Origin of the sequence: Flavobacterium sp. IB48 (genome assembly GCF_016405855.1) — a bacterium.
In the GTDB taxonomy this organism is placed as follows: domain Bacteria; phylum Bacteroidota; class Bacteroidia; order Flavobacteriales; family Flavobacteriaceae; genus Flavobacterium; species Flavobacterium ginsengisoli.
In genome coordinates this window covers 140,429-166,332 of record NZ_JAEFCA010000001.1, presented here as the reverse complement: position 1 = coordinate 166,332, position 25,904 = coordinate 140,429, and the positions used below count along the sequence as shown (strand labels likewise).

General features: G+C 32.7%; 19 protein-coding genes and 2 tRNA genes. 9 read left to right on the top strand and 12 right to left on the bottom strand.

Annotated features, from left to right (window positions below):
• The first annotated feature begins 61 nt into the window (after positions 1–61).
• On the top strand, positions 62–1,291 hold the full coding sequence (gene serB, locus JC605_RS00785) for a phosphoserine phosphatase SerB (RefSeq protein WP_198854427.1): 1,230 nt from the start codon (positions 62–64) through the stop codon (positions 1,289–1,291).
• A gap of 321 nt (positions 1,292–1,612) precedes the next feature.
• Here serB and JC605_RS00780 read toward each other — a convergent pair whose 3' ends face one another.
• From JC605_RS00780 to JC605_RS00765, 4 genes are all read right to left on the bottom strand, one after another.
• Complete coding sequence (locus JC605_RS00780) at positions 1,613–2,560, bottom strand: ketopantoate reductase family protein (RefSeq protein ID WP_198854426.1); 948 nt, start codon at positions 2,558–2,560, stop codon at positions 1,613–1,615.
• Between the two features lie 64 nt (positions 2,561–2,624).
• Positions 2,625–3,218 (bottom strand): Crp/Fnr family transcriptional regulator, encoded by a 594-nt coding sequence (locus tag JC605_RS00775; RefSeq protein WP_198854425.1) that lies wholly within the window; start codon positions 3,216–3,218, stop codon positions 2,625–2,627.
• A 203-nt stretch (positions 3,219–3,421) separates the two neighbouring features.
• Positions 3,422–3,664, bottom strand: coding sequence for a redox-active disulfide protein 2 (locus tag JC605_RS00770; protein ID WP_198854424.1), 243 nt, complete (start codon positions 3,662–3,664; stop codon positions 3,422–3,424).
• 19 nt (positions 3,665–3,683) lie between these two features.
• Positions 3,684–5,195 carry a GH3 auxin-responsive promoter family protein gene (locus JC605_RS00765; protein WP_198854423.1) on the bottom strand — a complete coding sequence of 504 codons (1,512 nt, stop codon included), beginning with the start codon at positions 5,193–5,195 and terminating at the stop codon, positions 3,684–3,686.
• Positions 5,196–5,437: 242 nt separating this feature from the next.
• Here JC605_RS00765 and JC605_RS00760 point away from each other — a divergent pair, with 242 nt between their 5' ends.
• Together JC605_RS00760 and JC605_RS00755 are read left to right on the top strand one after the other, a co-directional pair.
• A complete protein-coding gene (locus JC605_RS00760) occupies positions 5,438–6,232 on the top strand; it encodes a DUF2797 domain-containing protein (RefSeq protein WP_198854422.1) in 795 nt (264 codons plus the stop codon).
• A gap of 247 nt (positions 6,233–6,479) precedes the next feature.
• Positions 6,480–7,562, top strand: a complete 1,083-nt coding sequence (locus JC605_RS00755) for a glycosyltransferase family 9 protein (protein WP_198854421.1) — start codon at positions 6,480–6,482, stop codon at positions 7,560–7,562.
• A 175-nt stretch (positions 7,563–7,737) separates the two neighbouring features.
• Here the strand turns inward: JC605_RS00755 and JC605_RS00750 are convergent, their stop codons facing one another.
• The 3 genes from JC605_RS00750 to sppA all read right to left on the bottom strand — a co-directional run bounded on the left by JC605_RS00750 (position 7,738) and on the right by sppA (position 13,231).
• Entirely contained in the window at positions 7,738–10,341 is a 2,604-nt protein-coding gene (locus JC605_RS00750) for an AsmA-like C-terminal region-containing protein (protein ID WP_198854420.1), read from the bottom strand.
• Between the two features lie 174 nt (positions 10,342–10,515).
• The gene (locus JC605_RS00745; RefSeq protein WP_198854419.1) at positions 10,516–11,463 is read right to left on the bottom strand and encodes a S9 family peptidase; all 948 of its coding nucleotides are present in this window, start codon (positions 11,461–11,463) and stop codon (positions 10,516–10,518) included.
• Positions 11,464–11,473: 10 nt separating this feature from the next.
• A complete protein-coding gene (gene sppA, locus JC605_RS00740; RefSeq protein WP_198854418.1) occupies positions 11,474–13,231 on the bottom strand; it encodes a signal peptide peptidase SppA in 1,758 nt (585 codons plus the stop codon).
• Positions 13,232–13,369: 138 nt separating this feature from the next.
• Here sppA and folK point away from each other — a divergent pair, with 138 nt between their 5' ends.
• A complete protein-coding gene (gene folK / locus JC605_RS00735) occupies positions 13,370–14,503 on the top strand; it encodes a 2-amino-4-hydroxy-6-hydroxymethyldihydropteridine diphosphokinase (RefSeq protein ID WP_198854417.1) in 1,134 nt (377 codons plus the stop codon).
• 84 nt (positions 14,504–14,587) lie between these two features.
• On the opposite strand, the gene JC605_RS23650 is transcribed toward folK, so the two are convergent.
• The 3 genes from JC605_RS23650 to JC605_RS00720 form a co-directional block, all read right to left on the bottom strand.
• Positions 14,588–17,911 carry a T9SS type B sorting domain-containing protein gene (locus JC605_RS23650; RefSeq protein ID WP_233074000.1) on the bottom strand — a complete coding sequence of 1,108 codons (3,324 nt, stop codon included), beginning with the start codon at positions 17,909–17,911 and terminating at the stop codon, positions 14,588–14,590.
• Positions 17,912–18,026: 115 nt separating this feature from the next.
• Complete coding sequence (locus tag JC605_RS00725; RefSeq protein ID WP_198854416.1) at positions 18,027–18,560, bottom strand: RNA methyltransferase; 534 nt, start codon at positions 18,558–18,560, stop codon at positions 18,027–18,029.
• Positions 18,561–18,635: 75 nt separating this feature from the next.
• Positions 18,636–19,067, bottom strand: coding sequence for a DUF1573 domain-containing protein (locus JC605_RS00720; RefSeq protein WP_198854415.1), 432 nt, complete (start codon positions 19,065–19,067; stop codon positions 18,636–18,638).
• A 159-nt stretch (positions 19,068–19,226) separates the two neighbouring features.
• Here JC605_RS00720 and mutS point away from each other — a divergent pair, with 159 nt between their 5' ends.
• The 4 genes from mutS (at position 19,227) to JC605_RS00700 (ending at position 22,721) form a co-directional block, all read left to right on the top strand.
• Positions 19,227–21,833, top strand: coding sequence for a DNA mismatch repair protein MutS (gene mutS, locus JC605_RS00715; RefSeq protein WP_198854414.1), 2,607 nt, complete (start codon positions 19,227–19,229; stop codon positions 21,831–21,833).
• A 161-nt stretch (positions 21,834–21,994) separates the two neighbouring features.
• Positions 21,995–22,067 (top strand) — tRNA-Gly (locus tag JC605_RS00710).
• 15 nt (positions 22,068–22,082) lie between these two features.
• Positions 22,083–22,168 (top strand) — tRNA-Leu (locus JC605_RS00705).
• Between the two features lie 169 nt (positions 22,169–22,337).
• The gene (locus JC605_RS00700) at positions 22,338–22,721 is read left to right on the top strand and encodes a DUF1508 domain-containing protein (protein WP_198854413.1); all 384 of its coding nucleotides are present in this window, start codon (positions 22,338–22,340) and stop codon (positions 22,719–22,721) included.
• A 127-nt stretch (positions 22,722–22,848) separates the two neighbouring features.
• Here the strand turns inward: JC605_RS00700 and JC605_RS00695 are convergent, their stop codons facing one another.
• A complete protein-coding gene (locus tag JC605_RS00695) occupies positions 22,849–23,064 on the bottom strand; it encodes a hypothetical protein (protein ID WP_008467260.1) in 216 nt (71 codons plus the stop codon).
• Positions 23,065–23,402: 338 nt separating this feature from the next.
• Entirely contained in the window at positions 23,403–24,632 is a 1,230-nt protein-coding gene (locus JC605_RS00690; RefSeq protein ID WP_198854412.1) for a 3-deoxy-D-manno-octulosonic acid transferase, read from the bottom strand.
• A 137-nt stretch (positions 24,633–24,769) separates the two neighbouring features.
• Between JC605_RS00690 and JC605_RS00685 the strand changes: the two genes are divergently transcribed.
• Positions 24,770–25,903, top strand: coding sequence for a DegT/DnrJ/EryC1/StrS aminotransferase family protein (locus JC605_RS00685; protein WP_198854411.1), 1,134 nt, complete (start codon positions 24,770–24,772; stop codon positions 25,901–25,903).
• Position 25,904: the final 1 nt, after the last annotated feature.

Here is a 25,904-nt window from a genome sequence, read left to right as displayed (position 1 = left end):
TTATTCTTTTTTATCAACGAGAGATTGCCGATTTTTGTCGCTTCAAAATCAAGAAAGAAAAATGGCAGCAGAAGATAAAGAGATAATTTTATTAAAAGTTTCAGGACACGATAAAATTGGAGTTACAGCAGGTTTAACGGCTGTTTTAGGAGCATACGATGCTAATATATTAGATATCGGCCAAGCTGATATTCATGACACACTTTCTTTAGGAATTTTGTTCGAAATTGCAGCAGGTTCATCTTCGGCTCCTGTTTTAAAAGATCTTCTTTTCAAAGCTTATGAATTAGAAATCAAAGTAAAATTTATTCCGATTTCTATTGAAGATTACGAAACTTGGGTAAAATCACAATCTAAGCAACGATACATCATTAATATTTTGGGCGAAAAACTAGCAGCTTCTCAATTGGCAGCAGTTACCAAAATCATGTCAGATCAAAACCTAAATATCGATTCTATTATCCGATTAACAGGAAGAACTTCTATTGTAGAAAAAGAAGAATATCCGCGTTCTTGTATTCAATTGTCTGTGACAGGAGAGATTGTAAATAAAATTGTCATGACAGCAAGTTTTATGGAAGTCTCTAGAGCACTAAATGTCGATATTTCTTTCCAAGAAGATAATATTTATAGAAGAAACCGCCGCTTGGTTTGCTTCGATATGGATTCTACTTTAATCCAAACCGAAGTAATCGATGAATTAGCAGAATTGAATGGAGTAGGAGATCAAGTTCGCGCCATTACGGAATCGGCTATGAATGGCGAAATCGACTTTAATGAAAGTTTCAAAAAACGTATGGCACTTTTGGAAGGTTTGAGCGAAGAAGTATTGCAAAATGTAGCAATCAATTTACCAATCACGCAAGGAGCACATCGTTTAATGAAAGCTCTAAAATATTACGGTTATAAAACCGCTATTCTATCTGGAGGATTCACTTATTTTGGAGAATATCTTCAAAAAGAATTAGGAATAGATTATGTTCATGCCAATCAATTAGAAATAAAAGACGGTAAACTGACAGGTAAATATTTAGGCGATATTGTTGATGGCCAGAAAAAAGCTGAATTCTTGAAAGCAATTGCCGAAAAAGAAGGAATCCATATCAATCAAACCATTGCAGTTGGAGATGGAGCAAACGATTTACCAATGCTAAACTTAGCAGGTCTAGGAATTGCTTTTCATGCCAAACCAAAAGTAAAAGAAAGCGCGTCAACATCAATTTCAAGTTTAGGTCTTGATGGTGTTTTATATTTGTTAGGCTACCACGACAGATATATCGATATGATGTAGAAGGCAATGCTGTGCAATTTTTGTCATTTCGACGAAGGAGAAATCCTCGTAAGAAACTCGACAAAGATTGGTTTTCGTTGCGAAGCTACTTGTAGAGATTTCTCCTTCGTGAAAAGACATACTGAATGTAATAAAAGCAAACAAACCTCAGTCTTTACAATAAAAGGCTGAGGTTTTTTTATATGGGCATGTTACGACGTGGCGAATAAAAATATCCGTTTCACAAGAGCGATAGCGAACTGGTGAAGAAATTCTTTTATTTTTAAAGAAAAAAAGGACTTCACTTCTATCCCTTATGTAAGTTTGGTAGAATCAGTGGTTTTAATTTAAGTTTATTTTTTCTTTTAATTCATTATAAATTTTTTCAGTGCATGGAGTTTTAATATCTAACTCAATTCCGTAATTAATTATTGGACTGGCAAATAGTTCTAACTCATTATTTGCTTTGTTTGAGTTGATATCAAGCTGTAATGAAGTTGGTGTTTTTGGCGGAAAAGTTGCTGCTTTTTTAAAAGTCTTTTCAATGATTTCCTCACTTAGGTTAATTCCTTTTTTGTCCGCTATAAGTTTAATCTCTTTCATGATTCCTTCAGCTTCATTTCTTTGTAAAGAAACTGTACAGACTTCTCCAATTGACGAATTGTATTTAGAAGTTACTAAACCAAAACTAGCGATAAAAATAAATTTAGTCCAGATTTCAGTAAAAGAATCATCTTTCAATTCAAAATCTATTTTGCTTTCAGATAATAAATCAATGGTCCAGTCAATGTTTTCATTAAAATTTTCGGGATCGCGTCCAATAAATATTTTTCCTGGCTTTCCTTTGTGTTCAACAATTCCCTTTTCTTTTATATGAGAAGCGACATAAATACAACTTGGCAGAATAGTATTTTTAGGAATTATTTTTCTTATTCTTTCATAAATGTCAGCCCCATTCATCATAGGTAATATAATGGTCTTTGGACTAATGATTTGAATCATCTGTTTGCAGATATTTTCAAGATCATATTCTTTCGTGCAAACTAATATTAAATCAGGAGATTGTACCTCTTTTATATTATCATAAATAAATTCAGGTTTTGTAACCGAATTAGGGTGTTCGCTAGAAAGTAAAATTAATCCATTGTTTTTAACAGCATCATAAGTTTGCTCTCTTGCAATAAATGTAATTTGATGTTGTTTTTTAGTCTCATTGGCTTGATTTATTTTAAAACCAAAATAACCTCCAACTCCGCCGAGTCCAACTACGACAATATGTTTTCTTTCCATTTTTTTATTTTTTTACAAATATCATTTCTTCTGCGTTTACTAATACTTGTCAAATGATAAGAATTTAGAAATGGGAAGTATCTCTTCTAATACGGCTTAACGAAGTATCTGTAATTCCAAGATAAGAAGCTATAATCTTGAGCGGTACATGCTTAAATATATCGGGTCTTTGTTTTAAAAGCTTTAAATATCTAGTTTCGGCTTTTTGACTTACCATTTCTATAAGTCTATCGTTAAGCTTGTGGTAATTAATTACAAACAACAGTCGGCTAAATTCTCTAAATTGAGAAATAGAATGAAAATTGTCTTGAACAGTCTCTAAATCCGTTTCCCAAAAAGTACAATCTGTAATGGTTTGAAACGTTTCTTTGGTAGGTTCCTTTTTAAAAAAAGAAAGAAAGTCGTTTACAAAGCAAGGTGCAGTGAAGATATTTGTAATGATTTCGTCATTATCTTCGTTTAGAATAAAAGACGCCATGTAGCCTTTTTCTAAAAAGTAAGTTTTGGTGCTTACCGTTTCTTTATCCAGTAGAATAGAGTTCTTTTCTAATTTAAAGGGAGTAAAATTTTTAGTGATTTTTTCTACAATCTCTTTTTCTATTGGAAACAGGGAATGGAAAAAGTTATTTAAAACTAATTTATCTTCGGGGTTACTCACTATCTGTTTTTTTTGGATTTATTCAAGTATGTATAAGTGCAATCTAGGCCGATTGCAAAATGGAAGATAGACTTTTAAAAGTCCGAAATCCTTTTAGCAGCAACAAACACCTCTTTGTTGAGAGCGAAAAGTCTCGTAATTTTATGTTGCACTACGAGTCAGAATTTTGGGTCTGTAAAGTTTTGTCTAAAACTTTTTTGAGTTTATTTTCGAGATTCTAATTCTCTTTTAATTTCTTTTAAATTTTTCAGATTTAAATAAAGGATAAACAACAAAGCAACAGGAATAATATTCATTGCGCTAAAACCTTTCATAAAAACAATAAATATATTAAGAACAAATAAGACAAAAAGGACAACACAAAATATAGCATTGACAGTTTTTAATGTCTTCTGATTTTTTATCAGTTCTTCAGTAGTCAGGTCACTAAATTTTGTTTCTTTCATCTCTATTAAATAAAATTGTTTAACACATTTCCTTTAACTGTTCCAAATAATCTCTCTGATTGGATAGCCTCGGAATTTTATGTTGTCCGCCCAATTTATCTCTTTCTTTCAACCAGTCATAAAAAAGATTTTCGCGAGCAACATTAATTACCAAAGGATTCAAAGTCATATTATTGTAGCGTTTTGCTTCGTAATCTGAGTTTAAAGTTTGCAATGTTTCGTCTAAAACCTTTTGGAAAAGACCAACATCAGCTGGATGTTTCTTAAATTCGATCATCCATTCGTGTGCGCCTTTTTCTTTGTCGTGCATAAAAATAGGAGCAACGGTATAATCTATAACTTCAGTTTGCGTAACCTGGCAAGCTTTCGCAATTGCTTGATCGGTGTTTTCTACCATTAACTCTTCACCAAAAACATTGATATGATGTTTTGTTCTTCCTGTAACTCTAATCCTGTACGGATTCAGTGATGTAAAACGAACCGTGTCGCCAATCAGATAACGCCACAAGCCAGAATTTGTTGTGATAACAATAGCATAGTTTTTATTCAGTTCTACATCTGCTAAACGAATTACTTTTTGGTTTGGAGTTCCAAAAGTGTCCATTGGAATAAATTCGTAGAAAATTCCGTAATCCAACATTAGCAATAAATCACTTGAATTATTTAAATCCTGAATCGCAAAAAAGCCTTCAGAAGCGTTATAGATTTCGTAGTATCTAAAATCTTTGCTTGGCAGCAGTTTTTTGTATTGTTCTTTATAAGGAGAAAAACTTACGCCACCATGAAAGTAAACTTCCAAATTTGGCCAAAGTTCCAATAAACTTTGTTTACCAGTATTTTCTAAAACTTTATTCATTAAAACTAGCATCCAAGAAGGAACTCCTGCAAAACTGGTTACGTTTTCATTTTTTGTTTCGTTAATGATGGCAGCGATTTTAGTTTCCCACTCGCTCATAAGTGAAGTTTTGCTGCTTGGTGTACTGCTAAATTCAGCCCAAATTGGCATATTTTCAATTAAGATTGCCGATAAATCGCCAAAGAAAGTATTGTTGTTTTCGTAAATCTGAGAGCTTCCTCCTAAACGAAGACTTTTTCCTAAAAACAATTCAGAATCTTCATTATTATTCAAATAAAGGCATAAAAGATCTTTACTTCCTTTATAGTGGCAATCTTCCAGCGCTTCGTTACTTACAGGAATAAATTTGCTTTTTGCATTTGTTGTTCCGCTAGACTTAGCAAACCATTTAATTGGTGTTTCCCAAAAAACGTTCTGCTCACCCAAACGTGTGCGCTCAATTAATGGTTGCAATTCTTCATAAGTCGCAATAGGAACTCTTTCTGCAAAGGTCTGATAGGAATTGATACTCGAAAAATCATATTGTTTTCCAATAACTGTATTTTCAGATGCCGTCAATAAGTTGTGCAATAATTCTTCTTGAACTTCATTTGGGTATTTTAAAAAAAGCTCTATTTGATGAATCCTTTGTTTTAGGACCCACGATGCAAACGAATTGATAATAGATAAAGGCATGAATTTGGTTTTTAGTTAACTAATTTTAGGTTTTAAATCTCACAATCTATAGTAAAACTAAAAACTTAAAATTTGAATATCGAGAGACAAGTAGTAACTTTGTATTCATATCAAAAATAATATTTTTTTGTAAAAAACAATTCGATTTGAAGTAAAGATTCTACCCAATAAGTCGAATTTTAACACAAAAAACTTTAAATCTTTTAATAAATCCGAATCAGCAATTATAAATAAAAATACGAATGCAATATCAAGGCGTACTGACAAAAATGCAAACTGAACTTGGAAGCCCAATCCAATATTATTTGGTCTTTGAAGATAGTTTCTTAAATGTTAATCAATTATTAGATAAAGAAATTGAAATCAATTTTGTAGGCAGTCAATGCTTAAATTGTGGTAAAAAGAAAAAAATATACCGACAAGGTTTTTGTTACGAGTGTTTTTATTCAAGTCCTGCTGTTGGAGATTGGATTATGAGACCAGAATTAAGCACGGCGCATTTAGGAATTGCAGATAGAGATTTAGAATATGAATCAAAAGCGCAATTGCAACCGCATATTGTATATTTGGCTTCGGCATGCGAAATAAAAGTTGGTGTAACTCGCAAATCGCAAGTTCCAACTCGTTGGATCGATCAAGGTGCTTCTCAAGCTATTGCAATTGTTGAGGTTCCAAATCGATATCTAGCAGGAATTACAGAGGTCGCTCTAAAAGATCATTATACAGACAAAACCAACTGGAGAAAAATGTTGCAGAACTCTGTTCAAAGTTTTGATTTAATTGCAGAAAAAGCGAAGATTGAAAGTCTGATTCCAGCAGAAGTTAAAGATTATTTTTATGCACAAAAAAATGATGTTTACGAGCTTCAATATCCTGTTTTGAGTTATCCAGCAAAGGTGAACAGTTTGAATTTAGATAAGACACCTTCTTTCAGCGGAAAATTAACTGGAATTAAAGGTCAATATTTATTATTTGAAAACGGAACTGTCTTTAATATTCGAGGATCAGAAGGTTATGTGGTTACAATAAACGTCTAGATTTATTGGGAGGTCGTCGATGTTTTTAGTGTAACTATCTAGTTATTTGTTGATTACAGAATAATTTATCGTAATTTTATATCGCTTCCAAAAGCAAAAAATGTAAATATTGATACATTTGGTTACAATTTTGTAACAAATGCTTATTGGAAGAATTTATTTTTAGAAAATAAAAGAGACTAGATTTGAGTCTGTCACTTTTTCTAAAATTTAATTAAGATTTTATAATTCGTAAATTATTCCATAAATGAGTGTTTTAAGCAAAATAAATGTACATAGGCGTAGCATAATGCGCAACCTGACTAAGAATGTTGGAAAAACAAATATGCAGAACGATTTTATTTTGGTTGATAAAAGCGAAATTAAAAGAGTTCTTATTTGTAGGCCAAATGGAAGGTTAGGAAACCTTTTATTAATTACACCGCTTGTTCAGGAAGTGTCCGAAATGTTTCCAAATTGTAAAATTGATTTATTTGTAAAAGGAACATTAGCTCCTATTATTTTTGAAAAATACGATACTGTCGACAAAATAATCCATTTGCCTAAAAAACCATTTAAAAGCTTGATTGCCTATTCAAAGGTTTGGATTTCGTTAAAAAAAACTCCCTATGATCTAGCGATTAATGTAGATCAAAACTCTTCTTCAGGCCGATTAGCGGTTCAGTTCTCAAATGCCAAATACAAGTTTTTCGGAGATTCAAATGATGAAATCGCAGAGAAAAAAAGTGATTTTGAACATATTGCAAAGTATCCTGTTTATAATTTTCGAAATTATTTGGCAAAATTGAGATTGCCAACAAGTAGTAATAAAATAATTGCTCCTTTAGATCTTAAATTAACAGCTTCTGAAATTTCAGAAGGAAGAAAAATATTAGGAGAACTAACAAATAACGACAAAAGAACAATCTGCATTTTTACCTACGCAACAGGTGCAAAATGCCTTTCAGAAGAGTGGTGGGAAAAGTTCTATTCTCAACTTACCGCAGAATATAAAAACTACAATATTATTGAGGTTTTACCTGTAGAAAATGTATCTCAAATCGGATTTAAAGCTCCGACATTTTATAGTAAAGATATCCGAGAAATAGGATCTGTTATTGCAAATGCCGATTTGTTTATTGGGGCCGATAGCGGAATTATGCATTTATCAAGCGCAGTGCATACACCAACAATTGGGCTATTTTCGGTATCTAATTTGAAAAAATATGAACCTTATGATAATTGTAGTGTTGGAATAGATGTTAATCTGTACACGAAAAAAGAATATATAAAAACGATAAATTCAATTTTGAGTAGCGGTACCTTAAATATTTATTCGAGAGCAATATAGAAACAAAAAAAATCCTGTTCGAAAGAACAGGATTTTTTTTGTTTCTCAGTTTCTCAGTTTCTCAGTTTCTCAGTTTCTCAGTTTCTCAGTTTCTCAGTTTCTAAGTTTCTGAGTTTCTGAGTTTTTTTTCTTAGAGAAACTCAGAAACTTAGCATCTTAGTATCTTAGCATCTTTCTAAGGATTCTTCTTCTTAAACAATCCATTCAACAAATCACTTGCTTTTTTAGTCACTTCTTGAGTTTTTTGCTCTTTTTCAGTTTTAGCAGCTTGAGTTGTATCTTTTGCTTTTGTGTTTTTGTTGATTAAATCTGTAAGCGCGGATGTTCCTTTTTGAGTAAGTTTTTCTTTTTGCTGATTAACCAATTGTGTAGTCAAATTGCTTACGGCAGTTTTCATATCGGTACTGATTTTCGGATTTGAAAAATTGCCAGTCAAAGAAGCATTGATTGGTATATTATCTAGTTTTGCAGCATCTGCAGGAGATAATTTCGCAATTAAATTGTTGGCTTCGGTTCCTAAATATTTAGCAGGAACGTCAAATTTAATCGTATAATTCATTGTTTGGTCAAAACCGTGAGTTCCGCCAATTGTAGCTTTAATGTCTTGATATTTAATATCAAATGGTTTTACATTTACTTTTCCATTCTCAAAAGACAATGCCATTTTCAAATCGTTTAGATTCAATTTGTTTAAATCTAAGAACTTAACATTTGAAGTAAGCGAATTTAAAACTGTAGAGTTTTTAGCATTTACAGTAGTTGATAATAATTGGCCTAATAAATCTCCTGATATTGATTTTAAATCTGGAGTCAATTCTTTGGCGTCCAAATTACCATTTAATTTAATAGTCGAATTTAATTTACCGTTAATGATTCCTGCAATTGGAGCTATCTTTTTCATCATATCCAATTGAGTAAAAGTTTGTGCAATATCAACTTGATTGAATCCTAAATTCATATCAAAAGTTGGCACTTTTTCTTTTGTAGAAACAGCTCCGTTAAGTCCAATTGACCCGCCGAAGATATTTGTTTTAAAGTTTTCAAGAGTGGCTTTTTCGTCTTTAATAATCAATCTTCCAGCAACATCTTGAAGTTTTAAGTTGTCGTATAAAACAGTTGTAGCTTTTGCATTTAATGTACAATTTAAGAAAGCTGGAATCTTCATTGCATCAGCTGGTTTTGCAGGAGTTTTGGTTTCTTCTTTTGCAGGTTCGCCAGAGGTCATAAAGTCATCAACAGCCAATTGTTTAGAACTCATATTAAAGTTTCCTTTAAGCTCTTGTTTTTTAAACATAAAACCATAGAAATTCTCTAAAACTCCATTAATGCTGATATCACTTTTTCCAGTTGTAGCATCAAATTGTTTTAAGTTGATCTTACTCGGATTAAATTCAACCAAAGCCGTGCTGATGTTCATCGATTTGTTGTTTTCGTCGGTATATTTAAATCCTGACAAACTCATTGTACCAGCATTTTTGATATTTTGATATTCGCTTTTTTCTACAGAAGCCATATCAAAGTTTGTTGTAACGTCAGCTTTTAAAATACCTGCTAAAGGTTTATCCATTTTAATTGGATATGCTTTAGAAAGATTTGCTAAGTTGATTGTTCCTTTTAAAGCTGCGTCAACAATTGGATTTACAGTTATGTTTTTGATATTCGCTTTAGCGTTAAAAACATCTTGATCAATTCTAAAAGACAACTTATCTAGATTGACATAAGTATCATTTAAGATTCCAGTTTCGTTGATGATTTTGGTATCAATTACAATATTTTGAACCGATTTTGGAAGATTAGGATATTGGAAAGAAGAATTGTTTGAAGCGATTTCGATATTAAATTTAGGAACCGTAGTGTCTGTCAATTCACCTTTTGCAAAACCATTTACAGTAAAATCTCCAGTCGTTTTTACACCTTCTAAGCTAGATGCATAAGCCGAAGGAATTAAACCTAAGAAATTGGTAAACGATGAAGTAGGAGTTTTAAATTTCAAATCATAAATCTGCGCTTTTTCAGCCATTTGAATAAATCCGTCAAACTCTAAAGGCAATTGATTGATAAGAGCCTTGTTTTCTTTAAAAGTATATTTGCTTTTTTCTAAATCAATTCCAAGAACAGCATCTAAAGTTAGTTTTACATTTTTCATGTAATTCATTTTATCCATGTCCAATGAAACTTTTGCAGAAGATTTTGTTGTTAAATCTAATTTTGAATTGGTAAAATCTCCAGTTCCTTCGTGGTTTAAACTGTCAATAACCATTCTAATTTTAGAACCTTGATCGATATATCTAAAAGTAAAATTCTCGATTTTATAATTCTGAATTTTTAATGCAAGTGGTTTGCTTGCTTCGTCTTTCGTTTCTTCTTTTTTGTCTTTTAAGGCAATATCGAAGTTTCCTACGCCATCTTTATTGAATATAATGTTTATTAATCCGTTTGTTGAACTAATTCCCTGAATACTTAAAGGTTCATCTTTTCCTTTAAAAAGTTCTTTCACGCTCATTTTTAAATTTAGTTGTCCTAAAGAAACCAGCGTGTCGCCTTCAAAAGGAGCTTTGTTGATAATAACTAATTTCTCGATTCCAACTGTTGCGTTAGGGAAATTCTTGAATAAACTTAAATCTGCATCTGTAAAACTTACTTTAGCATCAACACTTTCATTGATGGCTTCAACGATTTTAGCCTTGATTTGATCTTTAAATAAAAACGGAATGGCAAATAATGCAGCAACAAATACCACAATGACTATGGCACTTATTTTTAAAACTTTTTTTAGCATATAAATAGATTTGAGGGTTTAACGTGTTAAAATCGACTCTTGCAAAAATAGTTTTTTTTACTAGAGTTTGAAGATAAAGTTTTCTTAATTGCGTAAGAATTTTATTAAAATTTTCACATAAAAAAATCCGTTAAGAACTATTTTCAAAACGGATTTTTTAGGGTGTTTATTTTATTATTTCTGAATAAATGAAACTATTTTTTCAACTAGTATTTCAGAAATAGGAAGTGTTTCATTATTGTAACTGGCTAAATTATCTTCCTGATTGCCATCAATGATTTTCATAATATGATTCATCTTGTCAATTATCTGTAGATCTGCATTTTTATTAGCTTGTTTTAAATTTTCTGCATCTTTTACAGCAATCTGCATGTCATTATTTCCTTGCAGGATTAAAACTGGAATAGTAAGCTTTTGTATTTCGGTCTGCGGATTGTATTTAAACCAAGAAATCAAATAAGGCTGAATGCTTGGTCTGAAAAGAGAATTAAGCATAGGATCTACTTTTTTAACTTCAAATCCGTTTTTTAAACTATCAATAATAGGGAAGGTCAAGTCATTAAGTGGTTTCATTGACTTGGCGCCAATTTGAGTTTTTAAGATTTGATCTGCAGGTTCGCCTGCGCCTGCAATAGAAACAAACTTATCTGCTTTTGTACTGGCCACCATTCCAATCAAAGAGCCTTCACTGTGACCGATTATAATTACTTTAGAAAAACGTTTGTCCTGTTTTAAATAATTAATCCAGCTTTTGGCATCTTGAATATAATTTTCAAAAACCAGACTGCTTTCAGATCCGCCAGCTGCTTTGCTTTCTCCAATAGCTCTTTTATCATATCGCAATGATGCAATTCCGTTTTTAGCCAAAGCTTCTGCCAGCATTTTTAACGAGTTGTTTTTCATCATCGGATTGTTCCCGTTTCTATCCGTTGGACCAGAACCGGCAATAATTAAAGCAACCGGAAATTTTTTGGTCAAATCTGGAGTTGTCAGCGTACCAAAAATCTGATCGTTGTTAATCTTTAATATTGCTGGTGTTTCCTTAAACGTGGTTTCTTTTTTGTCTTGAGCGTTTATGAAACTCCAAAACAAAATCGTCAAAAAAAGAATTATTTTATTCATCTTAATTCAATTAATAAATATTGATTCCGTAAGGCAATATCGCTTGCACTCCTTTTTGTTTTTGAAATTTCTTAACCTGCTCTAGAAGTAGGTAATTTTCTTCTCCAATTTCTTCTTTTATAAAAGCTTCTTTAGATTTTGCAAAAGGTAGATTTCCTAGCAAATCGTTAAGTGTTTTTTCATATTCAGGATAATTTTGAGTGCTATATTTTTTTAGTTTAGCAATTTTAGCTGCTTCAGCAATAGCGTCATTTAATCCGCCAATTTTATCAACTAAACCAATTTTTAAAGCTTCGGTTCCAGACCAAACTCTACCTTGAGCAATTGAATCAACTTGTGAAAAAGTCATTTTACGGCCTTCTGCAACATGAGTAACAAATGTGTTGTAGATTTTTTCGACTCCTTCTAAAGTAAAAGCTTTAAATTTCTCGTCAACAGGCAAGAACGGACTGTAGTTTGCAGCGTTTTCATGAGTTTTAACCTGCTCAGAATTGATTCCTAATTTGTTAGCCAACGGACTGAAATTTGGCAACATTCCAAAAACTCCAATAGATCCTGTAATGGTATTGTTTTCGGCAAATATTTTATTGGCGTTGCAAGCAATATAATAACCGCCAGAGGCAGCATAGTTACCCATAGAAACCACAACTGGTTTTACTTTTTTTGTAATTTCAATTTCTCTCCAAATTAAATCAGAAGTAAGAGCACTTCCGCCTGGGCTGTCAATTCTAAGAACGATAGCTTTAACGTCATCATTTTTTCTGGCTTCTTGCAAAGAACGTCTCATAGAGCCTTCTCCAATTGTGTTTACATCTCCTTCCCCGCTTCCGATTTCGCCTTGAGCGTAAATAATCGCAATTTGATCGCTTGAAGCATTATCTAAAGCTGTTGCTAAGTGATTTTGAGTATAATCTGAGATTGAAATTTTATTGTAATCTTCATCTTTATCTACTTTCAGCGCTTTTCTAATGGCATCGTGATAAACATCTTCGTAAGCAACAATATCTACTAAATGCTGTTCTTTTGCCATTTCTGGAGTTCTAGCCAAAAGTCCGCTTGCAATTTCGTTTAGTTTAGGTAACGGAATATTTCTGCTTTTTGAAATATCAGCAGAAACGGTTGTCCAAATTGAGTTTAAAAGTGCCGTTATCTGTTCTCTGTTGGCATCGCTCATTTTATTGTCTAAGAAAGGCTCAACAGCACTTTTGTATTTTCCGTGACGAATCACTTCCATATGGATTCCAGATTTATCTTGGAAATCTTTGAAAAACATAACTTCAGAAGAAAGTCCTTTAAAGTCTAAATCTCCGGCAGGATTTATATAAATAGTATTGGCAACAGAAGTTAAATAATATTCTTTCTGCGAATAAGTATTGGCGTAAGCCCAAACAAATTTACCTGATTTTTTGAAGCTTTCTAAAGCGTTTCTTAAATCTTTATATTGCGCAAGACCAAGTGAAGATTCATCATTTAAAATCGAAATTCCTTTAATGTTGTCGTCTGTTTTTGCTGCTTCAATAGCATTGATTACATCGGTCAAACCTATGCCTTTTTTGTCTGAAAAGACACTTACCCAAGGATCTTTGTATTTTCCTGCGTAATCGTTTTTAATTTCTTTTAAATTGAATTCAATAACCGAATCCGATTTAACAGAAACACTGTCGTCTCCGCCAAAAACAACTCCGATAAAGATTGCTCCAAAAAAGAAGAGCATGATAAAAATAAAAATACCGATAACTGTGGCAATTACATTTCCTAAAAACTTCATATGTATATTTTTTTAATAAGTAGCAAAAAACGTCAAAACGTTACAAAAGAGACATCTAAATTTCTGATTGGATTTGAGACGTCGTTTCACAAATATATTGGTTAATTCTAAAATAGTTTTAGTTAATTTGCATTAATTATGAAATTACAGCATCAAGTCGTTTTATCGATAGGCAGCAACCAAGGCAGCAGACTAGAAAACATTCAAAATTGTATTGATTTGATACATCAAAATGTGGGGACTGTTATTGAGGTTTCTAAACTTTATGAAACTCCTGCATGGGGTTTTGAGAGTGATGCTTTTTATAATTGTGCACTTCTTTTGCATACCAATTCATCTGCGCAAAAAATATTAAATCAAATTTTAAAAGTCGAAAAAGAATTAGGAAGAATCCGCTTAAATCAAGAAGGGTATCAGTCTAGAATTATTGATGTTGATTTAATTGCTTTTGATGATGAAATAATAGATACAGAAAAACTTCAGGTTCCGCATCCATTAATGCAAAACAGAAATTTTGTTTTACTTCCGATGCAAGATTTAAAGTTAGATTGGAGGCATCCAATTTTGCAAAAAACAATTCCTGAGTTGATTGCAATTACTCCAGATGAAAGTGTTTGTACAGTTGTGCAAAAGTTGAAAAGCCCGATTGATAAAATTCCTTTAAATCAATTCAATTATGTTGCTTTTGAAGGAAATATTGGAGCGGGAAAAACTACTTTGGTGCATAAAATTGCAGAAGATTTTAACGGAAAAACTGTTTTGGAGCGATTTGCAGACAATCCGTTTTTGCCAAAGTTTTACAAAGACCAAAACCGATATGCATTTCCGTTGGAAATGTCTTTTTTAGCCGACCGCTATCAGCAATTAGCCGATGATTTGGCGCAATTTGATTTATTTAAAGATTTTATAGTTGCTGATTATCATATTTTTAAATCGCTGATTTTTGCCAAAATAACGCTTGCAGAAGATGAATATCGTTTGTATAGAAATCTATTCGACATTATTTACAAAGAAATGCCAAAGCCAGATTTGTATGTTTATTTGTATCAGAATACGGAAAGATTGCTGCAAAACATTAAAAAACGCGGACGTATTTATGAGCAGAATATAGAAGCAACATATTTAGAAAAAATCAATAACGGTTATCTCGAATACATAAAATCTCAAACCGATTTAAATGTTTTAATAATTGATGTCTCTAATCGCGATTTTGTAAAAAAACACGAAGATTACCTTTATATACTGAATGAAATTAAGAAGAAATTGGATTAAATGTGTCAATCATCAAATTTGATAATTAGAAAATTCCAAAAACAATTCTCTAATTATCAAATTGATATATTCTCTCATTAAAAACTATCTTTTCAGAGTAAAATGCCCTCTTAAAACTGGCATTGAATCATCTACTTTTAAAGCATACCAATAATCTGAAGCAGGAAGTGGAATTTGATTTAAAGTACCGTCCCAGCTCATTTTAAAACGGCTTAATTGTGCGACTAGTTTTCCATAACGGTCAAAAATAGTAACTACTGCTTGAGGATAATTTTCCATTCCGGTTACTTCCCAAACATCGTTGTAAGTATCGTTGTTTGGTGTAAAAAATAGAGGAAATACAAGTACTACAAATTGTTTAGTAGTTCCTCCACATCCGCTTTTTTCTCTAGCATAAGCCGTCTGAAGTCCGCCGGGAACATCATAAAAGATAGTTGAATCTTGAAAATTTACACCATCTACAGAATATTCAAAATAGTCTTCGGCTTTTACAGGATAAATAATAGCTCTAGTTCCTTCAACATCAACACGTGCAATCTGCGGAACTTTATGTTCTTCTACTGTGATTGTTTTTGTACTCGTGCAATTTTCTGGAGACGGACTTGTTACAGCAACAGTGTATTTTCCGCTGGTATTGACACTGATGGTTTGAGTTGTAGCGCCATTTGACCATAAATAATTCATTCCAGAAATTCCAGCATCTAATGTTATGGATTGAAATTGGCACAAAGGCAAAGTTTCATCAGAAACAGCTGGAGGAGTATAAATCTCAATATTTATTGGCGTTCTGGTCGTATTTGTACAAGAACCGTTTGATGCTTCAGCATAATAAGTTGTGTTTGATGAAATTTTTGGAGTTGTAAAAGCGGTCCCCATATAAAGACTCGTTCCGCCAGTTGCGGCATCGTACCAGTTTATAGATCCAACATTTGAAGTTGCTTTAATGGTTAAAGAACCTGGACCGCAATTAGTGTAAGTATCTTGCTCTGCAATAGGGTTTGAGGGAGTTGTATTTACAGTTGCTTTTACCGATTTACGATTTGATTCGCAGCCAGCATCAACATAATATGTTGTAGTTATACTTAATGTCGGAGTAGTGTAGGTGGAACCTGTTGCTAATAAATTTCCGCCAACCGCAGCATCAAACCATCTGATTGTTGCTCCAGCACTTGCAGTTGCATTAAAGGTAAAACTTCCAGAATCACAAACAGGAGTTGGATCAATGGCAGGTGTTGCAACAGGAATTGTGATTTTAGTGCTGGTTGCAATCTCTAATGGAGCTTCTCCGGGCATTCCGCCATATTCTACAATATATCCTTTTGGTTGATAAGCATCACCAGGTGTAAGTGAACCAGTATTTGATAAATCATTCCAAGAGCCTTGTATTCCAACACCGGGTTGAGTGATGTGCGCATAATCTTCATCACCTTGGTTGTTTGGCTCTCCTGTGTTCCAGAAAGCAAAATTTGGTGTAGAGCCGTTTGCGTTTCCATTCCAAAAAATAGTTCCTGCTTCAGGACCTGTAACCCATTTCCAAACACCTTCTGTTTCAGCATCACTTCCTCCAATCCATCCAGTTCCAGAAGCTTGTTCACCAATTAATTTAGCTTCATCTGCAGATAAAATAGTTGCTAAATATCCTTTAAGACCATAATAAGTACGAGCTGCTGCTGCATCTCGTGCCGCCGTCCATGTAATGGCAATATTTGGAACATATTCGTAATAATGTTGTGTAGACGGTAAATAATTTGCCTTGCCCATTGTTATAGAAAATGTTCTAATTCCAGAAGCTGTCGCAGAAGAATTTGTGAAAACTACATCTTTTATAGCATCAACATAATCAGAATATAAAACATCTGCTCCCGTCGGACTTGATAATGTTAGTTTTCCTGCCACGGCATCCCAGCTTGTGATAATAGTTGGGTGCGAGGTAGGATTTGAAAGTTCTAGTTTGTCAAAACCGCTTGAATATCCTGAAGAAACTTGAATGTAGATGGCTTCAGTTCCTGTTTCTAAAGGGTCATGAGTTATCGTGACATCTGTTACAATTTTTATAGTACCCTGTGGACAGTACAATTGGTCGCCAGTGGCTTTGATTACTGGCGGAGCAATAGCAGAAAATTTACTGCAATCGCTAGAATAGCTAGCCGTAGCATCTTTGTAAGTAGACCATCTGGCATTAGAATAGGTTGGATCGTCTACCTGAATGCACTCAAGACTTGGGTTGGAAACAAAACTTAAATTGTAAAGAGATGTATTGTTTCCGTTTTTTAAATTTAAAGAAGTTAATGAATTGTTATAGCAAATAACGGATACTAACTTAGGGTTTTTGGAAACATCTAAAGAAGTTAGTAAGGTATTGGAGCAATATAATTGTATAAGTTTAGGGTTTTTGGAAACATTAATTTCAGGAACATCTGTTGAGCTAAATTGTAATATCTCTAATGCTCCATTGTTCGTAACATCTAGATTTGATATATGATTGTTGGCAATTTGTAAATTGTTTAAACTTAAATGTTTGGCTACGTCAATACTCGTTAGTTGATTGTTTCCGGCATCTATAGCATATAATTGAAGATTTTTAGAAATATCGAGGACACTTACCTTATTGGTGTTTAAAGTTAAAGATTTTAATATGGTATTATTGCTGATATCTAAACTTGTAATTTCATTGACATCGCACATAATGCCTTGGATAATTGTATTTTGGCTAACATCGAGACTGCTTAATTTATTGAAACTGCACGATAGTACATCCAATTTTATGTTTTTACTAATATTAAGATTTGTTAGTTGATTGTAGTTACAGACTAAATTGATTAATGCTATATTGTTAGAAAGATCTATATCTGTTAATTTGTTTCTGTCGAAATTTAAAACTTCTAAAGCTGTATTTTGAGTTACATCTAGATCTGTAAAATTATTGCTGCCGCAATCAAGAATCCTTAAAAGTTTATTGTTAGAAACATTTATGCTGTTTAATTTATTGCCAACAATATGCAATTCGGTCAGATTGATGTTTTTTGATACATCAAGACTTGTTAGATTATTGTAATAGCAACTTAAGTACTTGAGTTTTGTGTTTTTGGTAATATTTAAAGAACTGATTTTATTGTTCCTATTAGGATCATTGTTAATTACCCCCAAGTCCAAGCTTTCTAAATTTGTAAAGTATTCAATTCCTGTTAAATCAAGAATATTTTTTCCTCGAAGCTCTAATGTTTTTAAATTTGTAATGTTTGCAGTCAGGACTTGACCGTCAATAGCTCCACTATCAATATTTAAATCGATTAAAGCTTGTTCAAAATTAGAGTCAGGAATGGAAGTATATTGTTGTGCAGAACCAATAAAATTGGATAGCAGTAAAATGAATAAAAAAGATATTTTTTGGGAGTAATTATTTTTCATTTTATAAAAGTATCACTTTTATAATAATAAAAAAATATATTTACATTTCTAACAATTTAAAGCTTAAAAATATTGTAAAATCACATTTTTTTAATAAAAACAGGAAAGGATTTTATTAAGGCCAGTTTATTTTTTGAAACAAATCCCAAACCACAATTCCGGCACTTACAGAAATATTAAGAGAGTGTTTTGTTCCTAATTGTGGAATCTCAATACATCCGTCACAGATTGCGACAGCTTCTTGAGAAACGCCATAAACTTCATTTCCGAAAACTAAGGCGTATTTCTGATCTTTTTCAATTTTAAAATCTTGAAGAAAAACAGCACTTTCAACTTGTTCGATAGCCATTGTTAATACATTTTCTTTCTTTAAGTTTTCAATAACTTCCAGAACACTTTCGTGATGTTCCCAAGCAACAGTTTCAGTCGCACCAAGAGCAGTTTTATGAATTTCTTTATTTGGAGGAGTTGCTGTAATACCGCAAAGAATTATTTTTTCAATCAAAAACGCATCAGCAGTTCTAAAAACAGAACCAATATTATGCAGACTTCGAATATCGTCTAAAACTAATATTAAAGGGGTTTTCTCCGATTTTTTAAAATCTTCAATTGATTTACGGTCTAGTTCGCTGTTTTCGAGTTTTCTCATTGTTTTTAAATTGTAGTCATAAAAAAAGCTTCCAAAGATAAGGAAGCTTTTTGATTATTTTAAATGTTTCTCAGATTAGCTTTTTACTGGATCTGGTAAAACTGTACCTTTAATAGTAAGGATTTTTGTTGGTTGCCCTTCTGCGTTAGAAGTTACAGTTACAGTTTTTGTAAAAGCACCAACTCTGTCAGTAGCGTATTTTACACCAATAACACCTTTAGCTCCTGGAGCGATTGGTTCTTTTGGAGTAGTTGGAACAGTACATCCACAAGATCCTTGAGTGTTAGTGATAATTAATGGTTTTGTACCATTGTTAACAAAAACGAATTCACGTTTTCCATCAGCATTGTGTGCGATAGTTCCGTAATCAATAGTTTCTGTTTCGAAAAGCATTCCAGCTCCTTCAACTTTAGCAACTTTCTCAGCTTTAGCTTTTTTAGTTGTTTGTGCATTAGTAGCTGTGATACCAGCTACAGCTAACATAGCGAATAAGATTATTTTTTTCATCTTTAAGGGTCTTTTTTTTAAATGATAAACAAAGCTATATAAAATTCTTAAATCACAACCTAAAAATATCTTAAATTATTTTAATTTTTGAAGCTTTCGATATACCGCTAAAAAAGCATAAATTCGCTGTCTTAATTTTTTCATTTAAAATATAATAATTTGGCAGCTAAAGAAAAAGTGGTGAAGGAAACACCTTTAATGAAACAGTACAACGAGATCAAGGCTAAATATCCTGATGCATGTCTGCTTTTCAGAGTAGGAGATTTTTATGAAACCTTTGGAGAAGACGCCATTAGAGCTTCTAAAATTTTAGGGATAACCTTAACTAAAAGAGGAGCTGGATCTGATACAGAAACAGCATTAGCAGGGTTTCCACATCATTCTGTAAATACGTATTTGCCAAAATTGGTAAAAGCTGGGCTTCGTGTAGCAATCTGTGATCAGTTGGAAGATCCTAAAATGACAAAAACTATTGTAAAAAGAGGTGTAACGGAACTTGTAACTCCAGGAGTTTCTTTAAACGATGAGGTTTTACAGTCAAAATCAAATAACTTTTTAGCATCTGTTTACTTTGCGAATAAAAATATCGGAATTTCTTTTTTAGATGTTTCAACAGGAGAATTTTTAACGGCTCAAGGAAATGCAGAATACATCGATAAATTATTGCAAAACTTTAATCCGAGTGAGGTTTTAGTGCCAAAGAATAATAAAGGCGATTTTAAAACTGCTTTTGGAGAAGATTTTCATAGCTTTTATTTAGAAGATTGGATCTATAAAGAAGATTATGCATTAGAAACCTTAACAAAGCATTTTCAGACAAATTCCTTAAAAGGATTTGGAATTGAAGAATTGAAAGAAGGAATTATTGCTTCTGGTGCCATTTTGTATTATTTATCAGAAACGCAGCATAATCGTGTACAGCATATTACAGCGATTCAGCGTATAGCAGAAGATGCTTATGTTTGGATGGATCGTTTTACCATTCGAAATCTAGAATTATATCACAGTTATAATCCAAATGCAGTTACGCTTTTGGATGTTATCGATAAAACGCTTTCTCCAATGGGAGGACGTTTATTAAAACGTTGGTTAGCATTGCCGTTAAAAGATGCTAATAAAGTTAAAAGCCGTCATGAGGTTGTGGCGTATTTAAAATCTAATCCTGAAATCCTTCATAATATCCAATATCAAATCAAGCAGATTTCAGATTTAGAACGTTTAATTTCTAAAATTGCTGCTGGAAAAGTTTCTCCTCGTGAAATCGTGTATTTAAAGGAATCTTTGGATGCTATTATTCCAATTAAAACTCTAGCGTTAGAAAGTCCGCAGGAAGCGGTAAAAGTTATTGGAGATAGTTTGCATGCTTGCGATTTGCTTCGTGAAAAAATTAAGACTACACTAAATCAAGATGCTCCAGTTGCCATTTCTAAAGGAAATGCCATTGCGAGCGGAATAAATGAAGAATTGGACGAACTTCGTGCGATTTCGACTTCAGGAAAAGAATTTTTAGAAGGAATTGAAAAAAGAGAATCTGAAAGAACTGGAATTTCGTCATTGAAAATTTCTTTTAATAATGTTTTCGGATATTATATCGAAGTTAGAAACACGCATAAAGATAAAGTTCCAGAAGAATGGATTCGTAAACAGACTTTGGTAAATGCGGAACGGTATATTACCGAAGAACTAAAAGAATACGAAACTAAAATCTTAGGAGCTGAAGAGAAAATCTATAAAATAGAAAGCGAGCTTTTCGAACAATTGGTAGCTTGGATTTCTACCTATATCAAACCAGTTCAAATGAACGCGTATTTGGTTGCGCAATTGGATTGTTTGTGTTCATTTACGCAAATGGCTGTCGAAAATCAATATGTGCAGCCTGAAATCGATGATACATTCGAATTGGATATCAAAAACGGAAGGCATCCTGTAATTGAAAAACAATTGCCAGTTGGAACGCCTTATATTGCCAATGATGTTTTCTTAGACAGAGAAACACAGCAGATTATTATGATTACCGGACCTAACATGTCGGGTAAGTCGGCTATTTTAAGACAAACGGCTTTGATTGTGCTTTTGGCTCAAATGGGGAGTTTTGTTCCTGCTGATAGTGTTAGAATGGGAATTGTAGATAAGATTTTTACCAGAGTAGGAGCTTCAGACAATATTTCGATGGGAGAGTCTACTTTTATGGTAGAAATGAATGAAACAGCTTCTATTTTGAATAACTTATCAGATAGAAGTTTGGTATTGTTAGATGAGATTGGAAGAGGAACAAGTACTTATGACGGAATCTCGATTGCTTGGGCAATTGCTGAGTTCTTGCACGAACATCCAGGAAGAGCTAAAACGCTTTTTGCAACGCATTATCATGAGTTGAATGAAATGACAGAATCGATGCCGAGAATCCAAAATTTCAATGTGGCAGTAAAAGAGCTTAAGGATACTGTTTTATTTGTTAGAAAACTGGTTAAAGGAGGAAGCGCACATAGTTTTGGAATTCATGTGGCTAAAATGGCAGGAATGCCTCAATTGGTTATTTCAAAAGCGCAAAAGCTTTTAAAGAAATTAGAAAAGAATCATTCAAGCGATGCTTTGAACGGAATAAAATCTGCAAATGAAGAAATGCAGATGAGTTTCTTTAATCTAGATGATCCTTTGTTGGAAGAGATAAAAGAAGAAATTTTAAATCTCGATATTAATGCAATTACACCAGTAGAAGCGCTGATGAAATTGAATGAGATTAAAAGAATGCTGGTAAAGAAATAAATTTTAAAAATTTTTCAAATTTAAACTTTAGGTTATCAGAACGTTATAAAATAAGTGGATTTTTTTTTGAAAAAACGCTTGTGTAATTGAATAAATGTCCTAAATTTGCACTCGCAATACGAAACAAAACAAGTGTTGCGGTTCTTAATAAATTTGAAAATGCGAAAATAGCTCAGTTGGTAGAGCGCGACCTTGCCAAGGTCGAGGTCGCGGGTTCGAGCCCCGTTTTTCGCTCTAAAACCATACAATGCTCGGATGGTGAAATTGGTAGACACGCTGGACTTAAAATCCAGTGAACAGCAATGTTCGTGCGGGTTCAAGTCCCGCTCTGAGTACTAAAGCCTCTTCTTTTGAAGAGGCTTTTTTTATTTGCAGACTTGCAGAAAATAAATTTACGCAGTAAATTTATTAGAATCTCAGAATCTCAGAATCTCAGAATCTCAGAATCTCAGAATCTCAGAATCTCAGAAAAAAAATCAACAATCTAAAATCTAAAATTTATAAATGGGTGCTTTTGTAATTAGCAAGCGGTTTAATGATGAATATAAGTTTACGTTTACTTCTCGAAAAGGGAAGGTGATCTTTACGAGTTTGAGTTACGAATTAAGATTTGAATGTGAAGAGGATATTGAGAAGTTTAAAGCGAATATAGAGCTTGCGAAATTCTTGAAGTTTAAAGGTTCTGGAGGGAAGTATTTTTTTAAATTGATGTTGGGTGAGGTTCATTTTGCTACAAGTCGAAAATACAGCACGGAATTGCTTTTGCAGAAAGGGATAAAAGAAATTGTAACATATTCTTCTAAGTCGGAAATTTTGGATTTTTCTTCGAGTGAGTCGATTTTTGGTGATGAGGAGGTTGAAGAAGAAATAGAAGAGGCGGCTGAATAAATAATAAAAAAAAAGCGTTCACAATTTATGAACGCTTTTTTTTATTGCTTGTAATTAATGGAAAAATTAATCACAAAAAAAAACCATCTAAAAGATGGTTTTAAAATCGTTAGAACTTAGGTTCTAATTATTTTTTTACTTCTTCTACTTTAGCAGCAGCAGAATCAACTTTAGCAGCAGCAGAATCAACAGTTGCAGCAGCAGAATCAACAACAGCAGCAGCTGAATCAACAGCAACAGCAGTAGAATCTACAGCAGGAGCTTCAGCAGCAGCGTCAGCTTTTTTACAAGATACAACAGTTAATACAGCAACAACAGCTAAACTTAAAAATACTTTTTTCATCTTACTTTATTATAAAAGGTTAATTATTAATTCGTGGCAAAGATATAAATTTTTTAATATGTAAAATATTTTTTCACTTTTTTTTTAAAATATTTTCCTTACTCACGTTTATCTTATTTATCAAAGAATATGCCAAAACTACAAAATTTTCTTAAATTATCTAATTTATAGGCTAAATAATTTTTTGTTGAATATTCTTTATAAAAATGGGCTATTTTATTTCTCTGATTAATGGTTTTTCTGATTTTTTAAGACTATTAATTTAGGTTTTCAAATGTAAAAAGCGGTCTTAATTGTGTTGTTTTTCTAAATTTAACACTTTTTATTGGTGCAAAAGGCTATACAACTAGTTTTATGATAGTCTCGGTTGCGCCTTTGTTGGTTTGAATGAATGATCTAGAGATTTCGCTTTTTTCTTCTAGAAAGTTTTTGTCCTTTAATAAATTATCAAAAATTTCTTTTAGTTCCGAACTTGTTGATATTGGTATGCAGCCTCCAATTTTGACTAAGGCGATAGCTTCTGCAAAATTTGAATAATTAGGGCCAATTACGATTGGCATTCCAAAAGTTGCTGGTTCAAGAATGTTGTGTATTCCAGGATTTCCAAATCCGCCACCTACATATGCAATCGTTCCGTAACTATAAATCTTGGTTAAGATTCCGACAATGTCGATTATAAAAACATTGTAGCCGGATAGGTCTTTGTTTTCTTTTTCTGAAAATAAAATTGTCGACTTTGTAATTTTTGATTGAAGATCTGTAATCTGATCTGGCTTTATATTGTGCGGGGCAATTATGAATTTTACATTTTCTGGCGCCTGATTGATGTATTCGGCTAGCAAAGCTTCATCTTTTGGCCATGAGCTTCCAATAACAATTGTCTGCTTGTTGTTTTTGAAGTTTTCTATATAATCCAAACGATTGTCTCTTTCTAAAATAGCATTTACACGATCAAAACGGGTATCGCCAGAAACAATTACATTTTTAAAACCTAAACTTTCGACTTTTTCTTTCGATTTTTCATTTTGAACAAAGAAATAAGTAAAAGCTTTTAAGGCATTTCTGTAAAATCCGCCATACCATTTAAAGAACATTTGATTGTCTCTAAAAATTCCTGAAATCAAATAAGTTGGAGTTTTATGGTCTTCAAGTTCTTTTAGGTAATTAAGCCAAAATTCATATTTAATAAAGAATGCTTTTTCTGGATGAACAAGCTTGATGAATTTTTTTGCGTTGCTTTTAGTGTCCAATGGGAGGTAAATGGTAACGTCGGCAACTGTATTATTTTTACGCACTTCGTATCCAGATGGTGAAAAAAAGGTTACAATAATTTTATGGGAAGGATATTTCTCTTTGATTTTTTCTATAACAGGAAGTCCTTGCTCGTGCTCTCCTAAAGAAGCAGAATGAAACCAAATCGTTTTGTCTTCTGGTTGTATTTTTTCTTTTAGTGTGCTAAAAACACTTTTTCGGCCTTCTACAAAAAGCTTAATTTTCGGACTAAACAAGGATATGATTCTTAAGAAAAATCCTGCGATATGTATGGCTAGATTGTATAAAAAAAGCATGTAATTTTTTTTGCAGCTAAATTACATTTCTTTCGACTATTTTCATTGGTTTGAAGCTATTAATAACTATTTTTGTTCTTCCTTTTAGAGATTTCTGTCCGAAAACAGTGTCTTTAATTTTTTTAAATACATTCAAAATGAAAAAAATACAAATGGTTGACTTAAAGAGTCAATACGAAAAAATAAAATCTACTGTAGACGCTTCAATTCAAGAAGTTTTAGATACAAATACTTATATCAACGGACCTTTAGTTCATCAATTTCAAAAGAATCTTGAAGATTATTTAGGGGCAAAACACGTTATTCCTTGTGCTAACGGTACAGATGCGTTGCAGATTGCCATGATGGGATTAGATCTGAAGCCAGGAGACGAAGTTATTACTGCCGATTTTACTTTTGCAGCAACTGTTGAGGTTATTGCATTGTTGCAATTAACTCCAGTTTTGGTTGATGTTGATTTGCATAACATGAACATCGATATCGAAGCAGTTAAAAAAGCAATTACACCAAAAACAAAAGCGATTGTTCCGGTTCATTTATTTGGACGTGCAGCTAATATGGATGCAATTATGGAAATTGCAGCTGAACATAATTTATATGTAATCGAAGATAACGCACAAGCAATAGGTGCAGATTATATTTCTAAATCTGGATCAAAAGTAAAAGTAGGTACAATTGGCCACGTTGCGGCAACTTCATTCTTTCCTTCTAAAAACTTAGGTTGTTATGGAGATGGAGGAGCGATTTTTACAAATGATGATAAATTGGCGCATATTATTCGTGGAATCGTAAATCACGGAATGTATGAGCGTTACCACCACGATGTTGTGGGTGTAAATTCTCGTTTGGATAGTATTCAAGCAGGGGTTTTAAATGCTAAATTACCGTTGTTAGATGAGTATAATGCAGCACGTCGTTTAGCGGCAACAAAATACAATGCAGCTTTTGCTGGAAATGCAAAAATTATCACTCCAGATTTTGATGCAAACGAGAATGATCACGTTTTTCATCAATACGTTTTAAGAATTTTAGACGCAGACAGAAATGCTTTAATGCAGCATTTATTAGATAAAGGAATTCCGTGCGCAATTTATTATCCAATTCCATTGCATTCTCAAAAAGCATATTTAGATCCTCGTTATAAAGAAGAGCAATTTCCAGTTACAAACCAATTAGTACAGGAAGTAATTGCTTTGCCAATGCACACAGAACTTGACGACGAACAAATTAAATTTATTACCGATTCTGTTTTAGAATTTTTAAATAAATAAA